The organism is Mesorhizobium sp. dw_380 (assembly GCF_018588885.1).
Lineage (GTDB): Bacteria > Pseudomonadota > Alphaproteobacteria > Rhizobiales > Rhizobiaceae > Mesorhizobium.
This window is the reverse complement of record NZ_JAFFIW010000001.1, coordinates 98,105-111,340: the sequence shown is the minus strand read 5'-3', so window position 1 is coordinate 111,340 and position 13,236 is coordinate 98,105. Positions and strand designations below refer to the sequence as shown.

The following is a 13,236-nucleotide window of genomic DNA, read 5'->3' as shown; positions in this document are numbered from 1 at the left end:
AGGGCATCTCAATCTTCAGGTGGGGCCGGTTGCCCCGCATTTCAATGCAGGCAGGCCGGCCTGTTGCAAATCCTTGACTGGACGGCCGGCGTGCTCGGGTGCACCCTTGCCGCAAATCGGTCGGGAGACCTTGATGATCGATCGGAGAAGCCTCATCCTAGCGTCCATGGCGGCGATGCTGCCACTGCGGGTCCCGGCGGCCTGGTGCCAGCCCCAGCCCGTGCCAAGGACCTTCGACTACGGACCGGCCAAGCTCGACATCTACGCGCCCGATGGTGCAAGCGGCCTGCCTGTGGTCTTTTTTGTCCATGGCGGCGCCTGGCGGCTTGGTAATCGCAGCCAGGTGAACGCCAAACCGGCCTTCCTGCTCTCCAACGGCTTCTGCTTCGCCTCCATCGACTACCGCATGCTGCCGCAGGCCGATGTCGCCACCCAGGCCGCCGACGTCGAAAAGGCCTATGCCTATGTCAGGGCCAACATCGCCCGGCATGGCGGCGATCCCAACCGCATTGTCGGCATGGGCCATTCGGCCGGTTGCCATCTTATCGCTCTGACCGGCATGCGCGGTGGACTGCCTGGCGTGGCAGCGCTCATCCTCGACGACACCAGGGCCTATGATCTCGCGGCGCTTGCCAAAAATGGCGGCATGGTGCGGGCCTATGCCCGGGCGTTTTCCGATCCATCGCAATGGGCCGCTCTGTCGCCGGCGAGCTATGTCGACGGCCGCGAGCATCCGCCGACCTTCATCGCCTATTCGCAGGCGGCCGGCCGCGGCGAGGCCTCCAAGGCCTTTGCCGAGCGCCTGCGCGCCACGGGCACCAAGGTTACGCTGTTCGACGGCAGCGCATATACGCACATGTCGATCAATCGCGATTTCGGCAGGGATGGTTTCGGCAGGGATGGTGATGCGCTGACGGCCGCCGTGCTGGCGTTCCTGAAATCGACCGTCGGCTGATCTCCTCTTATCGGGGTATAGCGGTCGGCGGCACTGAAGGCGCGGGCGGACCTACCAGCGGGTCTCTTCGCCGGGCGCCGCCGGTTCGATAGCCAGGGCGTGCACGCCGGCCTGCAGCTCATCGGCGAGCAGGTCGTTGACGGCGCGGTGGCGCTCGATCCGGCTCATGCCGGCAAAGGCGGGAGCAACGATGCGGACGCGAAAATGCGTCTCGCCGCTGCCGTCGAAGGCGCCGTGATGGTCGGAGCCGTGATGATGATGGCCGGCATGGAGATGGCTTTCGTTGATGATGATCAGCCGCTCGGGCGAAAATGCCTTGTTGAGCTTGTCTTCCATGGTCGTCTGTATGGACATTGCCGTCTCCGTTCACCACATATGGCTGGCGCATCAGCCCTGGGGGCCGCTGCTGCGCGACAAAATCCGCCATTCGCCTGCTTTATGCCGCGATTCAGCGGTTAGGGCGATGATCGCGAAAATGTCAATTCTTGTTTCGCATCTGCGAACGCCCCATAAATGGGTTAGATGAAGCCGTACCCCAAATATTTCGAGAAGATTCGCATCCGCCCGGAGAAGGATGCGGAGCTGAAGTCGCACTCGCCGATCTGCCAGTGGGACGGCTGCAAGGAGCCGGGCACCCATCGCGCGCCGGTCGGGCGCATGAAGGAGGGCGAGTATTTCCGCTTCTGCTTCGACCACGTGCGCGAGTACAACAAGGGCTTCAACTATTTCTCCGGCGTGCCGGACACCGAGGTCGCGCGCTTCCAGAAGGAGGCGATGACCGGCCACCGGCCGACCTGGAAGATGGGTGTCAATGGCGCCTCGACCCGCTCGTCGCCCGATATGGCGCAGATGCGTTCCGGCCGTGCCGGCTACTACAACCGCATGCGCGACCCGTTCGACCTGTTCAAGGGGCCGAAGGACCCGCGCGAGGCGCGCGAGCGCAAGGCCAAGCCGCTTGAGGCCAAGGCGCTGGAAACGCTTGGCCTTGATACAAAGGCGACTGGCAAGGATATCAAGGCGCGCTATAAGGAACTGGTGAAGCGTCACCATCCGGATGCGAATGGCGGCGACAGGGGTTCGGAAGACCGGTTCCGCGATGTGCTGCAGGCCTATCGCGTGCTCAAACAGGCGGGCCTGTGCTGAGCGACCCTATGGTTTGTGTCGTTTTCCAACTTTCATAAGGTTGGAAAAGGCTTTAAGACCGCCCCCGAACAAAATCGATTGCCGGCGAAACGGGACGTTTCGCCCGTGGAGACGTTGAGAGATATGAACAAGGTCGATCGCGACATCGCCAACCTGCCCGACACGACGGTGTCGGTGAGGGAGAAATTCGGCTTCGACTCCAAGATGGTGGTGCCGGCCTATTCGGTCACCAGCGAACATGTGCCCGATATCGATCCGGATTATCTCTTCGACAAGGCGACGACGCTGGCGATCCTGGCCGGCTTTGCCTACAACCGCCGCGTCATGGTGTCGGGCTATCATGGTACCGGCAAGTCGACCCATATCGAACAGGTCGCCGCCCGCCTCAACTGGCCTTGCGTGCGCGTCAATCTCGACAGCCATGTCAGCCGTATCGATCTCGTCGGCAAGGATGCCATCGTCGTCAAGGACGGACTGCAGATCACCGAATTCCGCGACGGCATCCTGCCCTGGGCCTACCAGCACAATGTCGCGCTATGCTTCGACGAATATGATGCCGGCCGTCCAGACGTGATGTTCGTCATCCAGCGCGTGCTGGAATCGTCGGGTCGTCTGACGCTGCTCGACCAGAGCCGGGTCATCCGTCCGCATCCGGCCTTCCGGCTGTTCTCGACCGCCAACACGGTGGGCCTCGGTGACACCACCGGCCTCTATCACGGCACGCAGCAGATCAACCAGGCGCAGATGGACCGCTGGTCGATCGTCACCACGCTGAACTACCTGCCGCACGACAATGAAGTGAACATCGTGCTGGCCAAGGCCAAGCACTATCGCGACAACCGGGGCAAGGACATCGTCAACAAGATGGTCCGCGTCGCCGACATGACGCGCTCGGCCTTCATCAATGGCGATCTGTCGACCGTGATGAGCCCGCGTACGGTCATCACCTGGGCCGAAAATGCCGAGATTTTCGGCAATATCGGCATGGCGTTCCGGTTGACCTTCCTCAACAAGTGCGACGAACTCGAGCGCTCATTGGTGGCCGAATTCTACCAGCGCGCCTTCGGCGAGGATTTGCCGGAAAGCGCCGCCAACGTGGTGCTGGGCTAAGCAGAGCCTCGATGGCGGGTCCGGGCGACAATACGCGCAGCAAGTCGAAGACGGGGTCTGAAGCCGACAGCTTCAAACGCGCCGTCACCGTCTGCATGCGCGCCATTGCCGGCGACAAGGAAATGGAAGTCGGTTTCGCCAAGGACCGACCGGCGCTCGCCGGCAGCCGCGCGCGCTTGCCCGAGCTGCCGAAGAAGGCGTCGAAGACCGACATTGCGATCACCCGCGGCCTCGGCGATTCCATGGCGCTGAAGCGCGCCTGCCACGATCAGCGCATCCACACCAGGCTGGCGCCGGAAGGCAAAGCAGCCCGCGCTATTTATGACGCGGTCGAGCAGGCCCGCGTCGAGGCGATCGGCAGCCGCGCCATGCAAGGCGTCGCCGACAATATCGGCTCGATGCTGGAAGACAAATACGCCAAGGCAAATCTCGTCGACGTCAAGGACAAGGCCGACGCGCCGATCGAGGAAGCGCTGGCGCTGATGGTGCGCGAGAAGCTGACCGGCCGGTCGATCCCCAAGAGCGGCGAGCGGCTGGTCGAGCTCTGGCGCCCTTGGGTCGAGGAAAAGGCCAAGGCCGATCTCGACGGGCTTTCGGCCAAGGTCGACGACCAGCAGGCCTTCGCCCGCGTCGTGCGCGAGATGCTCGCCTCCATGGAAATGGCCGAGGAACTCGGCGACGACCAGGAGACGGAAGACTCCGAGGACAATGACGACAATCAGCCGCAAGGCGAGGAGCAGAGCGAGGAGGGCGGCGAAGAGGATTCCGGCTCTGAGCAGTCACAGTCCGAGGATGCCGAGGCTTCGGCCGATGACGAGCAGTCGTCCGAGACGGAAGCCTCCGACGCCACCGCCGACGACCTGTCCGACGACGACGATGCCGATGCCGAGACGCCCGGCGAGGCGCGCCGCAACGACAATCCCTTCACCAATCTGCCGAAGGAAATCGACTACAAGGTCTTCACCACCGCTTTCGACGAGACGGTCGGTGCCGAGGAGCTTTGCGAAGAGGAAGAGCTCGACCGGCTGCGGGCCTTCCTCGACAAGCAGCTTGCCAATCTCTCCGGCGTCGTCGGGCGGCTCGCCAACCGGCTGCAGCGTCGGCTGATGGCGCAGCAGAACCGCTCCTGGGATTTCGACCTGGAAGAGGGCTATCTCGACCCGGCGCGGCTGGTGCGCGTCGTCATCGATCCAATGCAGCCGCTGTCCTTCAAGCAGGAACGCGACACCAAATTCCGTGACACGGTGGTGACGCTGGTGCTCGACAATTCGGGCTCGATGCGCGGCCGGCCGATCACGGTCGCGGCCACCTGCGCCGACATATTGGCGCGCACGCTGGAGCGTTGCGGCGTTTCGGTCGAGATCCTCGGCTTCACGACGCGGGCGTGGAAAGGCGGGCAGGCGCGCGAGAAGTGGCTGAAGGACGGCAAACCGCCGAACCCCGGCCGCCTCAACGATCTGCGCCACATCATCTACAAATCCGCCGACCATCCGTGGCGGCGGGCACGGCGCAATCTCGGCCTGATGATGCGCGAAGGGCTGCTCAAGGAAAATATCGACGGCGAGGCGTTGTTGTGGGCGCACAACAGGCTGATCGCCCGGCCCGAACAGCGCAAGATCCTGATGATGATTTCGGACGGCGCGCCGGTCGATGATTCGACGCTTTCGGTCAATCCGGGCAATTATCTCGAGCGCCATCTGCGCGCCGTCATCGAATTGATCGAAACGCGCTCGCCGGTGGAGCTGCTGGCCATCGGCATCGGCCATGACGTCACGCGCTATTACAGGCGCGCCGTCACCATCGTCGATGCCGAGGAACTGGCCGGCGCCATGACCGAGCAACTGGCTTCGCTGTTTGCCGAGGAAAGCGCACGCGACACGCGGCGCGGCGGCATGCGGCGCGCCGGATGATCTCTTCGAAGGGCGGGTTTCTGCAGACGCTCTTCGCCGCCATCGCCCTGCTCGCCCGACTTTGATCGAAGTCTCGGCCCGCCCGATCACCGAATTCCATATTGGCCGAACCGGCAATCAGTTCGGTCCGCTCGAATTCATCAGCGGGCTGGAAATGACCTCGTCATCACGCGATTTCGGTGCGCTGTCGGCCTTCGATTGGGAGCAGGTTCGATTGGGGGCGGGTCCGATTTGGTCGGACGCCTTCCCCCACTCCGTCGCTGCTTCGCAGCGCCACCTCTCCCCCCTCCGGAGGGAGAGGAAGGGAGCTAGGCGGCATAAGTTCGCGCCTTTCCTCTACCCCGTCGATCGGGAGAGGTGGCGAGCGAAGCTCGACAGAGTGGGGGTCGACTGTTCATCACTCACCTGCCAAAATACTTTAGTCCCGACTTGACAATTGACGCGCGTCGCTGAATACTCAAGTCCATGCTTAACCATTCCGAGATCGATAGCATCCTCCGCGCTCTTGTCGAGCCGACCCGCCGACAAATCCTGGAAAGGTTGAGCCGCGGACCGGCCACCGTCAGCCAATTGGCGGAGCCGTTCGGCATGACCTTTGCCGCCGTGCTGCAGCATCTGCAGGCGCTGGAGGCCTGCGGGCTGATCCGCAGCGAAAAGATCGGGCGGGTGCGTACCTGCCGGATCGAACCGGCCGGGCTCGCCCCGCTCGCCGACTGGATTGCGGAGCGCCGCATACCGGCGGAACGCCACCTCGACCGTCTTGGCCAGATCCTGGCCGAGACCGACCAACCGCCTCCGAAAAATCAGAACCAGGAAAAGGACGAACCGCAATGAACCAGAGTGCCCCCGAGAAAGACGAACATTCCGTCATCCACTCCACCTTCACGATCGAGCGGACCTATCCGCAATCGCCAGAACGCGTTTTTCACGCCTTCGCCGACAAGGCGACGGTGCGGCGCTGGCGGATCGAAGGCGACGGTTTTGCTATCGCCGAATTCAGTTTCGATTTCCGCGTCGGCGGTGGCGAGGTGTCCCGCTTCAGCTATGGCGGCGGCCCGGAGGTCAGGCTTGACGCACAATTCCAGGACATCGTCCCGGATCAGCGCATCGTGTTTTCCTACCGGATGGCAGTCGGGCCGCAGCCGATGTCGGCATCGCTTACGACGGTTGAACTGACACCCTCGGGCGATGGCACAAGACTGACCTATACCGAGCAAGGCGCTTTTTTTGACGGTGTCGATTCCGCCCAGGGGCGGGAAGAGGGAACGCGTGGCCTGCTGGAGGCCCTTGGCGCGGAACTTCAGAAGTCAAAGTAAGCCTGACACCGCCAGCCCGCGGTTTCGGTCAGGACCGTGAGCCGTTGGTGGCTATCCAGATGACATGACGCGCGCCGCGCTTGCCATTGGCGCGCGTGTTGACCTCCTCAAGGGCAAAGCCGGCCTGTTTCAGCCGCCGTGTGAAGCCGCTGTCCGACCCTTGAGACCACACCGCAAGCACGCCGCCCGGCTTGAGGGCGGTGCGCGCGGCGACGAGACCTGCCAGGCTGTAGAGGGCGTCATTGCTCTCGTGGACGATGCCTTCGGGGCCGTTATCGACATCGAGCAGTATGGCGTCCCAGGCCGTGGGCCCGGACCGGATCAGATGCCCGACGTCGGTTTCCTCGATGGCGACGCGGGGATCGTCGAGACAACCGGCAAACAGCTCGGACATCGGGCCGCGCGCCCAGGTGACGACCGCCGGCACCAACTCGGCGACAACGATTTCGGCATCGTTACCCAGCTCGGCGAGCGCCGCGCGCAGTGTAAAACCCATGCCAAGCCCGCCGATCAGGATCCTCGGCTGCCGATGGCTGGCAATCTTCTGGCAGGACAGTTTCGCCAGCGCTTCCTCGGAGCCGCTGAGGCGGCTGTTCATCAGCTCGTTGGTGCCGAGCATGATCGAGAACTCGCTGCCGCGTCGTTTGAGGCGAAGTTCTTGGCCACCGTCCGGAGTCCTTGCCGAATCGAGCTGGACCCAGGGGATCATGGTGTTTGTCCGACCATGATCTTTTCCAAAAACCCACTTTTTGGGATCATGGTCTAGACCGCGATGGCCGGCTGGCTCCAGCGGACAGCGAGCAGCCGATAAGGGATGAGCGCGACCACGGCAATGATCAGCTTGACGCTGAGGTCCCCAAGTGCCCAGGACACCCAGCGCATGGCGTCGAGATGGAAGATCCCCATCAGCGGTGCCGTTTCGAGCGCGAAGCTGTCGTTCGGGCCGGCAAAGGCGAAAGCGGCCGAAAACGCCACGGTGAAGAAGACCATCGTGTCGAACACCGACCCGACCAGCGTGCCGACGATCGGCGCCCGCCACCAGCTCTGCCGGCGCAGCCGGTTGAACACGGTCACATCGAGCAATTGCGCGGACAGGAACGCCGCGCCGGAAGCTGCCGCGATGCGCACCAGCCGGTCGGCCGCGGTTTCGAATTCGATCAGGCCATGGCGGAACAGGAAGGGCGGCACGAGGATCGAGCAGACCACCGCCGTCATGAAGCCGACAAAGACGATCCGGCGCGCCACGGCAGGCCCGTAGCGGCGGTTGGCGAGGTCGGTGACCAGGAATGAAAAGGGATAGGTGAAAGCGCCCCAGGTGAGCAGGTCAGCCAGCGACACGCCGCCGACCTGGCCCTGCATCGGGAACTGCACGAGAATGTTCGACGCCACGACGACAATCGCCATGGCGGCCACGAAGGGCAAATATCGCGAGAAGGAAGTCATTTTTTTATCCTGGGTAATGGAACCAGCGGAGCATCATACCAATCGGACAATGCTCGCTTCGTGATTGAGCACCGGATTGTCGAACCTTGCGGATCTATCCGATGCCCAAGGCCAACAAGAGGTTGGCCAGGGCGGTCGTCCCCCGCCTTTATCTGATGTTACGCAGCGACCTGCTCGGCGAGCTTCTTGGCGATCTGCTTCTTCAACAGACGCGCGCGCTGCGACAGCTCCTTGACGTCGGCCTTGGCCAGGAAAGCATCGAGACCGCCGCGATGTTCGACCGAACGCAGAGCATTGGCCGAAATGCGCAGGCGCACATTCTGGTTCAGCGCTTCCGAGATCAGCGTCACGTTGACGAGGTTCGGCAGGAAACGACGCTTGGTCTTGTTGTTGGCGTGGCTCACATTGTTGCCGGTCTGGACTGCCTTGGCAGTGAGTTCGCAGGTGCGGGACATGGTTCTAACCTTCGGTTCTGTCGGGACCTGCCAAACCTTTGTGCCCGCGCCGGGTGGCGCGCGGTTCTGGTCAGGCGGCCTTATGGAAAAAGTTGGCGTTCCATAGTTGCATTTCACCGGGGCGTCAAGCTCCGGCTTCCCCATGGAAGCGCCCGGCATTTCATATTAAGGCCGGAATTCATCCTATAAGCGGTCTGATAGGGACATGCCAGACCGGAGTTGCCCGCCTCCGGCCGAAAATCAAGGATCCGATCCCGCCATGCCTCGTTCGTCTCACGCGCTTGTTGCCGCGCTTGCCGTCGCCTTGCCGTCCGCCGCGTCCGCTGCCTCGCCGCAGTCGTTCAAGGGCGAGTACACGGTGTCGTTCCTTGGCCTTTCGATCGCGAGATCGACGTTCTCCAGCCACTATGAGAACGGCGCCTACGCGATCAACGGCAGCGTCTCCGCGGCGGGTCTCGCCAAACTGTTCGACGACACGCGGGGCACGATCTCGTCCAAAGGCACGATTTCGGGCCAGAAGATGGTGCCGCAGGCGTTTCGCGCCGACTACACCTCTGGCAAGAAGGCGTCTTCGATCGACATTCGCTTTGCCAATGGCAACGTGACGTCGACGCAGGTCATCCCGGCGCCCGGCAAACGCGATCCCAAGGCCTGGGTTCCGATCGGCACCGGCGACCTGGCATCGGTGCTCGATCCGATGGCCGCGACCGTCATCCATGCCGACAGTCTCGACCAGGTCTGCGGCCGCAAGGTCAAGTTCTATGATGGCGAGATGCGCGCCGACCTGACGCTGACCTACGCCTCGAAGGGAACGATCTCGGTGCCGGGCTACAAGGGTGACACCGTCACCTGCCGCATGGGTTTCGAGCCGGTGGCGGGCTATCGCAAGGGCCGCAAGGCGCTCGATTATCTCAGGAACAAAAGCCGCATGATGGTGACATTTGCGCCGCTCGGCCAAACCGGGGTATATGCGCCGATCCACGCCACGGTTGGAACGCAGATCGGCACCTTGACCATCAGCGCCCGGCGTTTCGAAGCAGTGCAATAGGCCAGGCGGCCACTGGGCGCGCCACTGGAGACGGAATGGCGCGCGCAACACTGATCGGCTTTACGGCGGTCGCCATGTGGGCGCTTCTGGCGCTGCTCACCGATGCATCCGGCAAGGTGCCGCCGTTCCTTTTGTCGGCGATCACCTTCTCGATCGGCACCGGCGTCGGACTTGTCGCGCGGCTGTTCATGCCGGCCGCCGACAAGAGCCAAAAGATACCGCCGCAGGTCTGGCTGATCGGCATTGCCGGCCTGTCCGGCTATCACTTTTTCTATTTCACCGCTTTGCGCAACGCTCCGGCGGTCGAGGCGAGCCTGATCGCCTATCTCTGGCCGCTGCTGATCGTGCTCGGTTCGGCGCTGATGCCGGGTGAGCGGCTGGCGTGGAACCATGTCGTCGGCGCGCTGCTCGGCCTGGCCGGCACCGTGCTCATCGTCACCAAGGGCGGTGGGCTGGCCTTCGATGCGCGTTATGCCTTCGGTTATGCGATGGCCGCCGTCTGCGCCGTGCTGTGGTCGTCCTATTCGCTTCTGTCGCGACGGTTTCCTTCGGTGCCGACCAGCATCGTCACCTGGTTCTGCGCGGCGACCGCTGTGCTGTCGCTCGTCTGCCACCTAGCGCTGGAACAAACGGTGCTGCCTGATGGAGCCGGCCAGTGGCTGGCTGTGCTCGGTCTCGGCCTGATGCCGGTCGGGGCGGCCTTCTATGCCTGGGATATCGGCGTCAAGCGAGGCAACATCCAGGTGCTGGGTGCCGCAAGCTATGCGGCGCCGCTTCTGTCGACGCTGGTGCTGATCGCGGCCGGCGTCGCCGAACCGTCGCTGCGCATCCTCGCCGCCTGCGTGCTCATCACCGGCGGGGCGGCACTTGCAGCGAAGTCGCTGTTCCTGCGCAAGCCGGGCAAGGCCGAGAGCGGAGCCGGGGCATCCGAAAGCGGAGCCGGGGCATGACGATGCCGTTTGCCGGCGGTATCGATGCCAACGCCAATGCAACGCTGATCTTCTCACTGGTGGCGGCGGTGATCTACGCTTTCACGCTTGGCATGGCGCCGACGCTTGCCCGCTCTGCGGCAAAGACACTTGCCGTAGCGATGCTTGCCGTTCTGGCGGCAGTGCAAGGCGGGCCGCTGCTGCTGGTCGCGGCCCTTGCGCTCAGCGCCATCGGCGACGCCTTCCTGTCACGTGACGGCGAGAAGGCGTTCCTCGGCGGGCTGGCGAGCTTTCTCGTCGCCCACATCGCCTACATCGTTCTTTTCCTGCGCAGCGGCGGCGGGCTGGAAGTGCTTGGCGCCGAATCGTGGCGCGGCGCGATAGCACTCGCCATGGCGGTGTTCGCGATCGTCATGGTGGCGGCGCTCTGGCGTCGCGTCGGCCCTGGCCTGCGTATCCCGATCGCCATCTACGTCGTCGCGATCCTGGCGATGGGCATGTCGGCGCTGACGACAAGCAGCGTCTGGGTGATCGGCGGCGCCGTGCTGTTCATGGCATCGGACGGACTGCTCGCCACGGAGAAATTCCTGGTCGCCGCCATCTCGCCGCATCGCGTCTGGATGCGTTTCGCCGTCTGGGTTTTGTACTACGCTGCCCAGCTCGCGATTACGCTGGGGTTCCTGCTGGGGTAGGATTCCAGCCCGGCTCGGCCAATTCGAACTCGGCGAAATCAAAACCCGGCGCGACGGTGCAGCCGACCAGCGTCCATTTGCCCAGGCTGCGCGCCGATTGCCACCAGCCTGCCGGCACGACGATCTGCGGCCGTTCGCCCGCCGCGAGTTCGATGCCGAGCACCTGCTCGACAACGGCACTACCTTCTCCCCACATCGACAATGCCAGCGGGGCGCCGGCATAGAAGTGCCAGACCTCGGCGGCGTCCTTGACCCGGTGCCAGGCCGAAACCTGGTGCTGTTCCAGCAGGAAATAGATCGCCGTCGAATGGCCGCGCACACCGCCGGCTTCGTCGCGAAAGGTCTCAGCGTACCAGCCACCTTCCGGATGCGGCTTCAGCCCGAGCGTTGCGATGATTTCTGCGGAACTGGTCATCAGTCGAAGACTAACATGGCCTCAGAAATTGTCCTTGCGCTTGCGGATCTCGGCGAAGACTTCGGCGTCGCCAGCGTTTTCCATTCCGAGATGCTTGCGAATCGTGGGATCGTGCCAGCGCAGGAAAGGATTGGTCGACAGTTCCTCGCCGATCGTCGTCGGCAGCGTCGGCTTGTTATCGGCCCGCAGCGCCTCGATCCTGGCGGCGCGCTCCTTCAAAGCCGAATTGGTCGGGTCGACGGTCAGCGCGAAGCGGGCGTTGGCGAGCGTGTATTCGTGGCCGCAATAGATAACCGTCGCGGCAGGGAGTGCGGCAAGCTTTTTCAGCGAGCCGTACATCACCGGCGGCTTGCATTCGAACAGTCGCCCGCAACCGAGCGCAAACAGCGTATCGGCGGTGAATGCCACCTTCGATGCCGGCAGGTGATAGGAGACATGGCCGGCGGTGTGGCCTGGGGTGGCGATCACCTCGATCCGTTCATTGCCGAGATGAAGGACGGAGCCCTCTTCGACGGTTTCGTCGATGCCGGGGATCTTGGCCTTTTCCGCCTCCGGACCGACGATGCGCAGCTTGAAGCGCTCCTTCAGCGCCAGATTGGCCTCGACGTGGTCGGCATGGTGATGCGTGGTCAGGATCATGGACGGCGTCCAGCCGGTGCGTTTGAGCGCGGCCAGGATCGGCGCTTCCTCGGGCGCGTCGATGATCGCGGTCTGCCCGCTTTCGGGATCATGCACCAGCACGCCGAAATTGTCGGTGCGACACATGAACTGTTCGATTTCGACCGCCATCGCATCTCTCCATTTGTCGCCGCAGACATAGGGCGCCAGCGGGCGGATGTCATCCCGGAGATGACAAATGTCAGTCCCGGAGATGACAAGTGTCACTCCCGGAGATGACAAGTGTCACTCCCGGGATGTGTGGCCGCGTCAGGGCCTTTGTTGAATCCAGCCGATATCACGGCTACATCCCTGACATGCATTCCGACATCGTCGACCTTCGCTCCTTCTATTCGACAACGCTCGGCCGGTTCGCCGAGCACTCGATCACCATGGCGCTGTCGTCGATATGGGCTACCGTGCCCAATGAACGGCTGGTTGGGCTCGGCTATACCTTGCCTTGGCTGGAGCGTTTTGGCACCGATGCCGAGCGGGTCTTCGCCTTCATGCCGGCGACGCAGGGCGCCGTCGTCTGGCCGGCGACGGGGCCGACGGCGACGGCCCTGGTTTTCGACGAGGAACTGCCGCTGGTCGATTCCTGCATCGACCGCATGCTGCTCGTCCATTCGCTCGAACATGTCGAAAATCCGCGCGAGACGCTGAACGAGATATGGCGGGTGCTGTCGCCCGCGGGGCGTGTCGTCATCGTCGTGCCCAACCGGCGCGGTGTCTGGGCGCGCTTCGAGCATACGCCGTTCGGCAATGGGCGGCCTTTCTCACGCGGGCAGCTCACCGAATTGCTGCGCGAGGCGAATTTCACGCCGGCGGCCTGGTCGGATGCCTTGTTCTTCCCCCCGTCCCGGCGACGCTTCATGATGCGCTTCCACAATGTGCTGGAACGCGTCGGCCGGCGGCTGTGGCCGATCTTTTCCGGCGTCATCGTCGTGGAGGCGCAGAAGCGGCTCTATCAAGGCGTGCCGGTTGCCCAGCGCGCGTCTCGGCGCGTCTTCGTGCCGGTGCTGTCGCCGCACGGTGCGACGCGGCTCGGCCGCCGTGCCGAGGCCGGAGGCGCGGCACTGTCCGCTAGCCAGGTGAAACCTTCGTGATCAAGATGGAAACTTACGTCGCCCGGGATTTTTTCAACCTATCTGTCGTGCTGGGCT

General features: G+C 63.6%; 16 protein-coding genes and 1 pseudogene. 11 read left to right on the top strand and 6 right to left on the bottom strand.

Annotated elements, in window-relative coordinates:
- The first annotated feature begins 133 nt into the window (after positions 1-133).
- Positions 134-955, top strand: a complete 822-nt coding sequence (locus JT360_RS00560; protein WP_214469547.1) for an alpha/beta hydrolase — start codon at positions 134-136, stop codon at positions 953-955.
- Positions 956-1,006: 51 nt separating this feature from the next.
- Here JT360_RS00560 and JT360_RS00555 read toward each other — a convergent pair whose 3' ends face one another.
- Positions 1,007-1,309 (bottom strand): BolA family protein, encoded by a 303-nt coding sequence (locus tag JT360_RS00555; RefSeq protein WP_214469546.1) that lies wholly within the window; start codon positions 1,307-1,309, stop codon positions 1,007-1,009.
- 168 nt (positions 1,310-1,477) lie between these two features.
- Between JT360_RS00555 and JT360_RS00550 the strand changes: the two genes are divergently transcribed.
- The 6 genes and pseudogenes from JT360_RS00550 (at position 1,478) to JT360_RS00530 (ending at position 6,434) form a co-directional block, all read left to right on the top strand.
- Positions 1,478-2,098 carry a J domain-containing protein gene (locus JT360_RS00550; RefSeq protein WP_010911776.1) on the top strand — a complete coding sequence of 207 codons (621 nt, stop codon included), beginning with the start codon at positions 1,478-1,480 and terminating at the stop codon, positions 2,096-2,098.
- Between the two features lie 123 nt (positions 2,099-2,221).
- Positions 2,222-3,208: a cobaltochelatase subunit CobS gene (gene cobS / locus JT360_RS00545; RefSeq protein ID WP_214469545.1), complete on the top strand. Its 987-nt coding sequence runs from the start codon at positions 2,222-2,224 to the stop codon at positions 3,206-3,208.
- An 11-nt stretch (positions 3,209-3,219) separates the two neighbouring features.
- A complete protein-coding gene (cobT, locus tag JT360_RS00540) occupies positions 3,220-5,118 on the top strand; it encodes a cobaltochelatase subunit CobT (protein WP_214469544.1) in 1,899 nt (632 codons plus the stop codon).
- Positions 5,115-5,314: pseudogene (locus JT360_RS33435) on the top strand (esterase-like activity of phytase family protein); the annotation flags it as partial. The gene cobT and the pseudogene JT360_RS33435, both read left to right, overlap by 4 nt.
- Before the next feature lie 269 nt (positions 5,315-5,583).
- Positions 5,584-5,952 carry an ArsR/SmtB family transcription factor gene (locus JT360_RS00535; RefSeq protein WP_214469543.1) on the top strand — a complete coding sequence of 123 codons (369 nt, stop codon included), beginning with the start codon at positions 5,584-5,586 and terminating at the stop codon, positions 5,950-5,952.
- Complete coding sequence (locus JT360_RS00530; RefSeq protein WP_214469542.1) at positions 5,949-6,434, top strand: SRPBCC family protein; 486 nt, start codon at positions 5,949-5,951, stop codon at positions 6,432-6,434. The genes JT360_RS00535 and JT360_RS00530 overlap by 4 nt, the downstream gene beginning before the upstream one ends.
- Positions 6,435-6,462: 28 nt before the next feature.
- Here the strand turns inward: JT360_RS00530 and JT360_RS00525 are convergent, their stop codons facing one another.
- The 3 genes from JT360_RS00525 to rpmB form a co-directional block, all read right to left on the bottom strand.
- Entirely contained in the window at positions 6,463-7,143 is a 681-nt protein-coding gene (locus tag JT360_RS00525; protein WP_214469541.1) for a spermidine synthase, read from the bottom strand.
- A 53-nt stretch (positions 7,144-7,196) separates the two neighbouring features.
- Positions 7,197-7,877, bottom strand: a complete 681-nt coding sequence (locus JT360_RS00520; RefSeq protein WP_214469540.1) for a queuosine precursor transporter — start codon at positions 7,875-7,877, stop codon at positions 7,197-7,199.
- A gap of 158 nt (positions 7,878-8,035) precedes the next feature.
- A complete protein-coding gene (gene rpmB, locus JT360_RS00515; protein WP_010911765.1) occupies positions 8,036-8,332 on the bottom strand; it encodes a 50S ribosomal protein L28 in 297 nt (98 codons plus the stop codon).
- 259 nt (positions 8,333-8,591) lie between these two features.
- Between rpmB and JT360_RS00510 the strand changes: the two genes are divergently transcribed.
- Genes JT360_RS00510 through JT360_RS00500 form a run of 3 tightly spaced genes read left to right on the top strand, consistent with a single transcriptional unit; the run spans position 8,592 to position 11,001 of the window.
- Positions 8,592-9,380: a DUF3108 domain-containing protein gene (locus tag JT360_RS00510; protein ID WP_214469539.1), complete on the top strand. Its 789-nt coding sequence runs from the start codon at positions 8,592-8,594 to the stop codon at positions 9,378-9,380.
- A 35-nt stretch (positions 9,381-9,415) separates the two neighbouring features.
- A complete protein-coding gene (yddG, locus tag JT360_RS00505) occupies positions 9,416-10,330 on the top strand; it encodes an aromatic amino acid exporter YddG (protein WP_214469538.1) in 915 nt (304 codons plus the stop codon).
- Positions 10,327-11,001: a lysoplasmalogenase gene (locus JT360_RS00500; protein ID WP_214469537.1), complete on the top strand. Its 675-nt coding sequence runs from the start codon at positions 10,327-10,329 to the stop codon at positions 10,999-11,001. The genes yddG and JT360_RS00500 overlap by 4 nt, the downstream gene beginning before the upstream one ends.
- Here the strand turns inward: JT360_RS00500 and JT360_RS00495 are convergent.
- Positions 10,976-11,416 carry a cupin domain-containing protein gene (locus JT360_RS00495; RefSeq protein ID WP_214469536.1) on the bottom strand — a complete coding sequence of 147 codons (441 nt, stop codon included), beginning with the start codon at positions 11,414-11,416 and terminating at the stop codon, positions 10,976-10,978. The genes JT360_RS00500 and JT360_RS00495 overlap by 26 nt on opposite strands.
- A gap of 21 nt (positions 11,417-11,437) precedes the next feature.
- A complete protein-coding gene (gloB, locus tag JT360_RS00490) occupies positions 11,438-12,205 on the bottom strand; it encodes a hydroxyacylglutathione hydrolase (RefSeq protein ID WP_214469535.1) in 768 nt (255 codons plus the stop codon).
- Between the two features lie 185 nt (positions 12,206-12,390).
- On the opposite strand from gloB, the gene JT360_RS00485 reads away from it, so the two are divergent.
- Complete coding sequence (locus JT360_RS00485) at positions 12,391-13,179, top strand: class I SAM-dependent methyltransferase (protein WP_214469534.1); 789 nt, start codon at positions 12,391-12,393, stop codon at positions 13,177-13,179.
- The last annotated feature ends 57 nt before the right edge of the window (positions 13,180-13,236 follow it).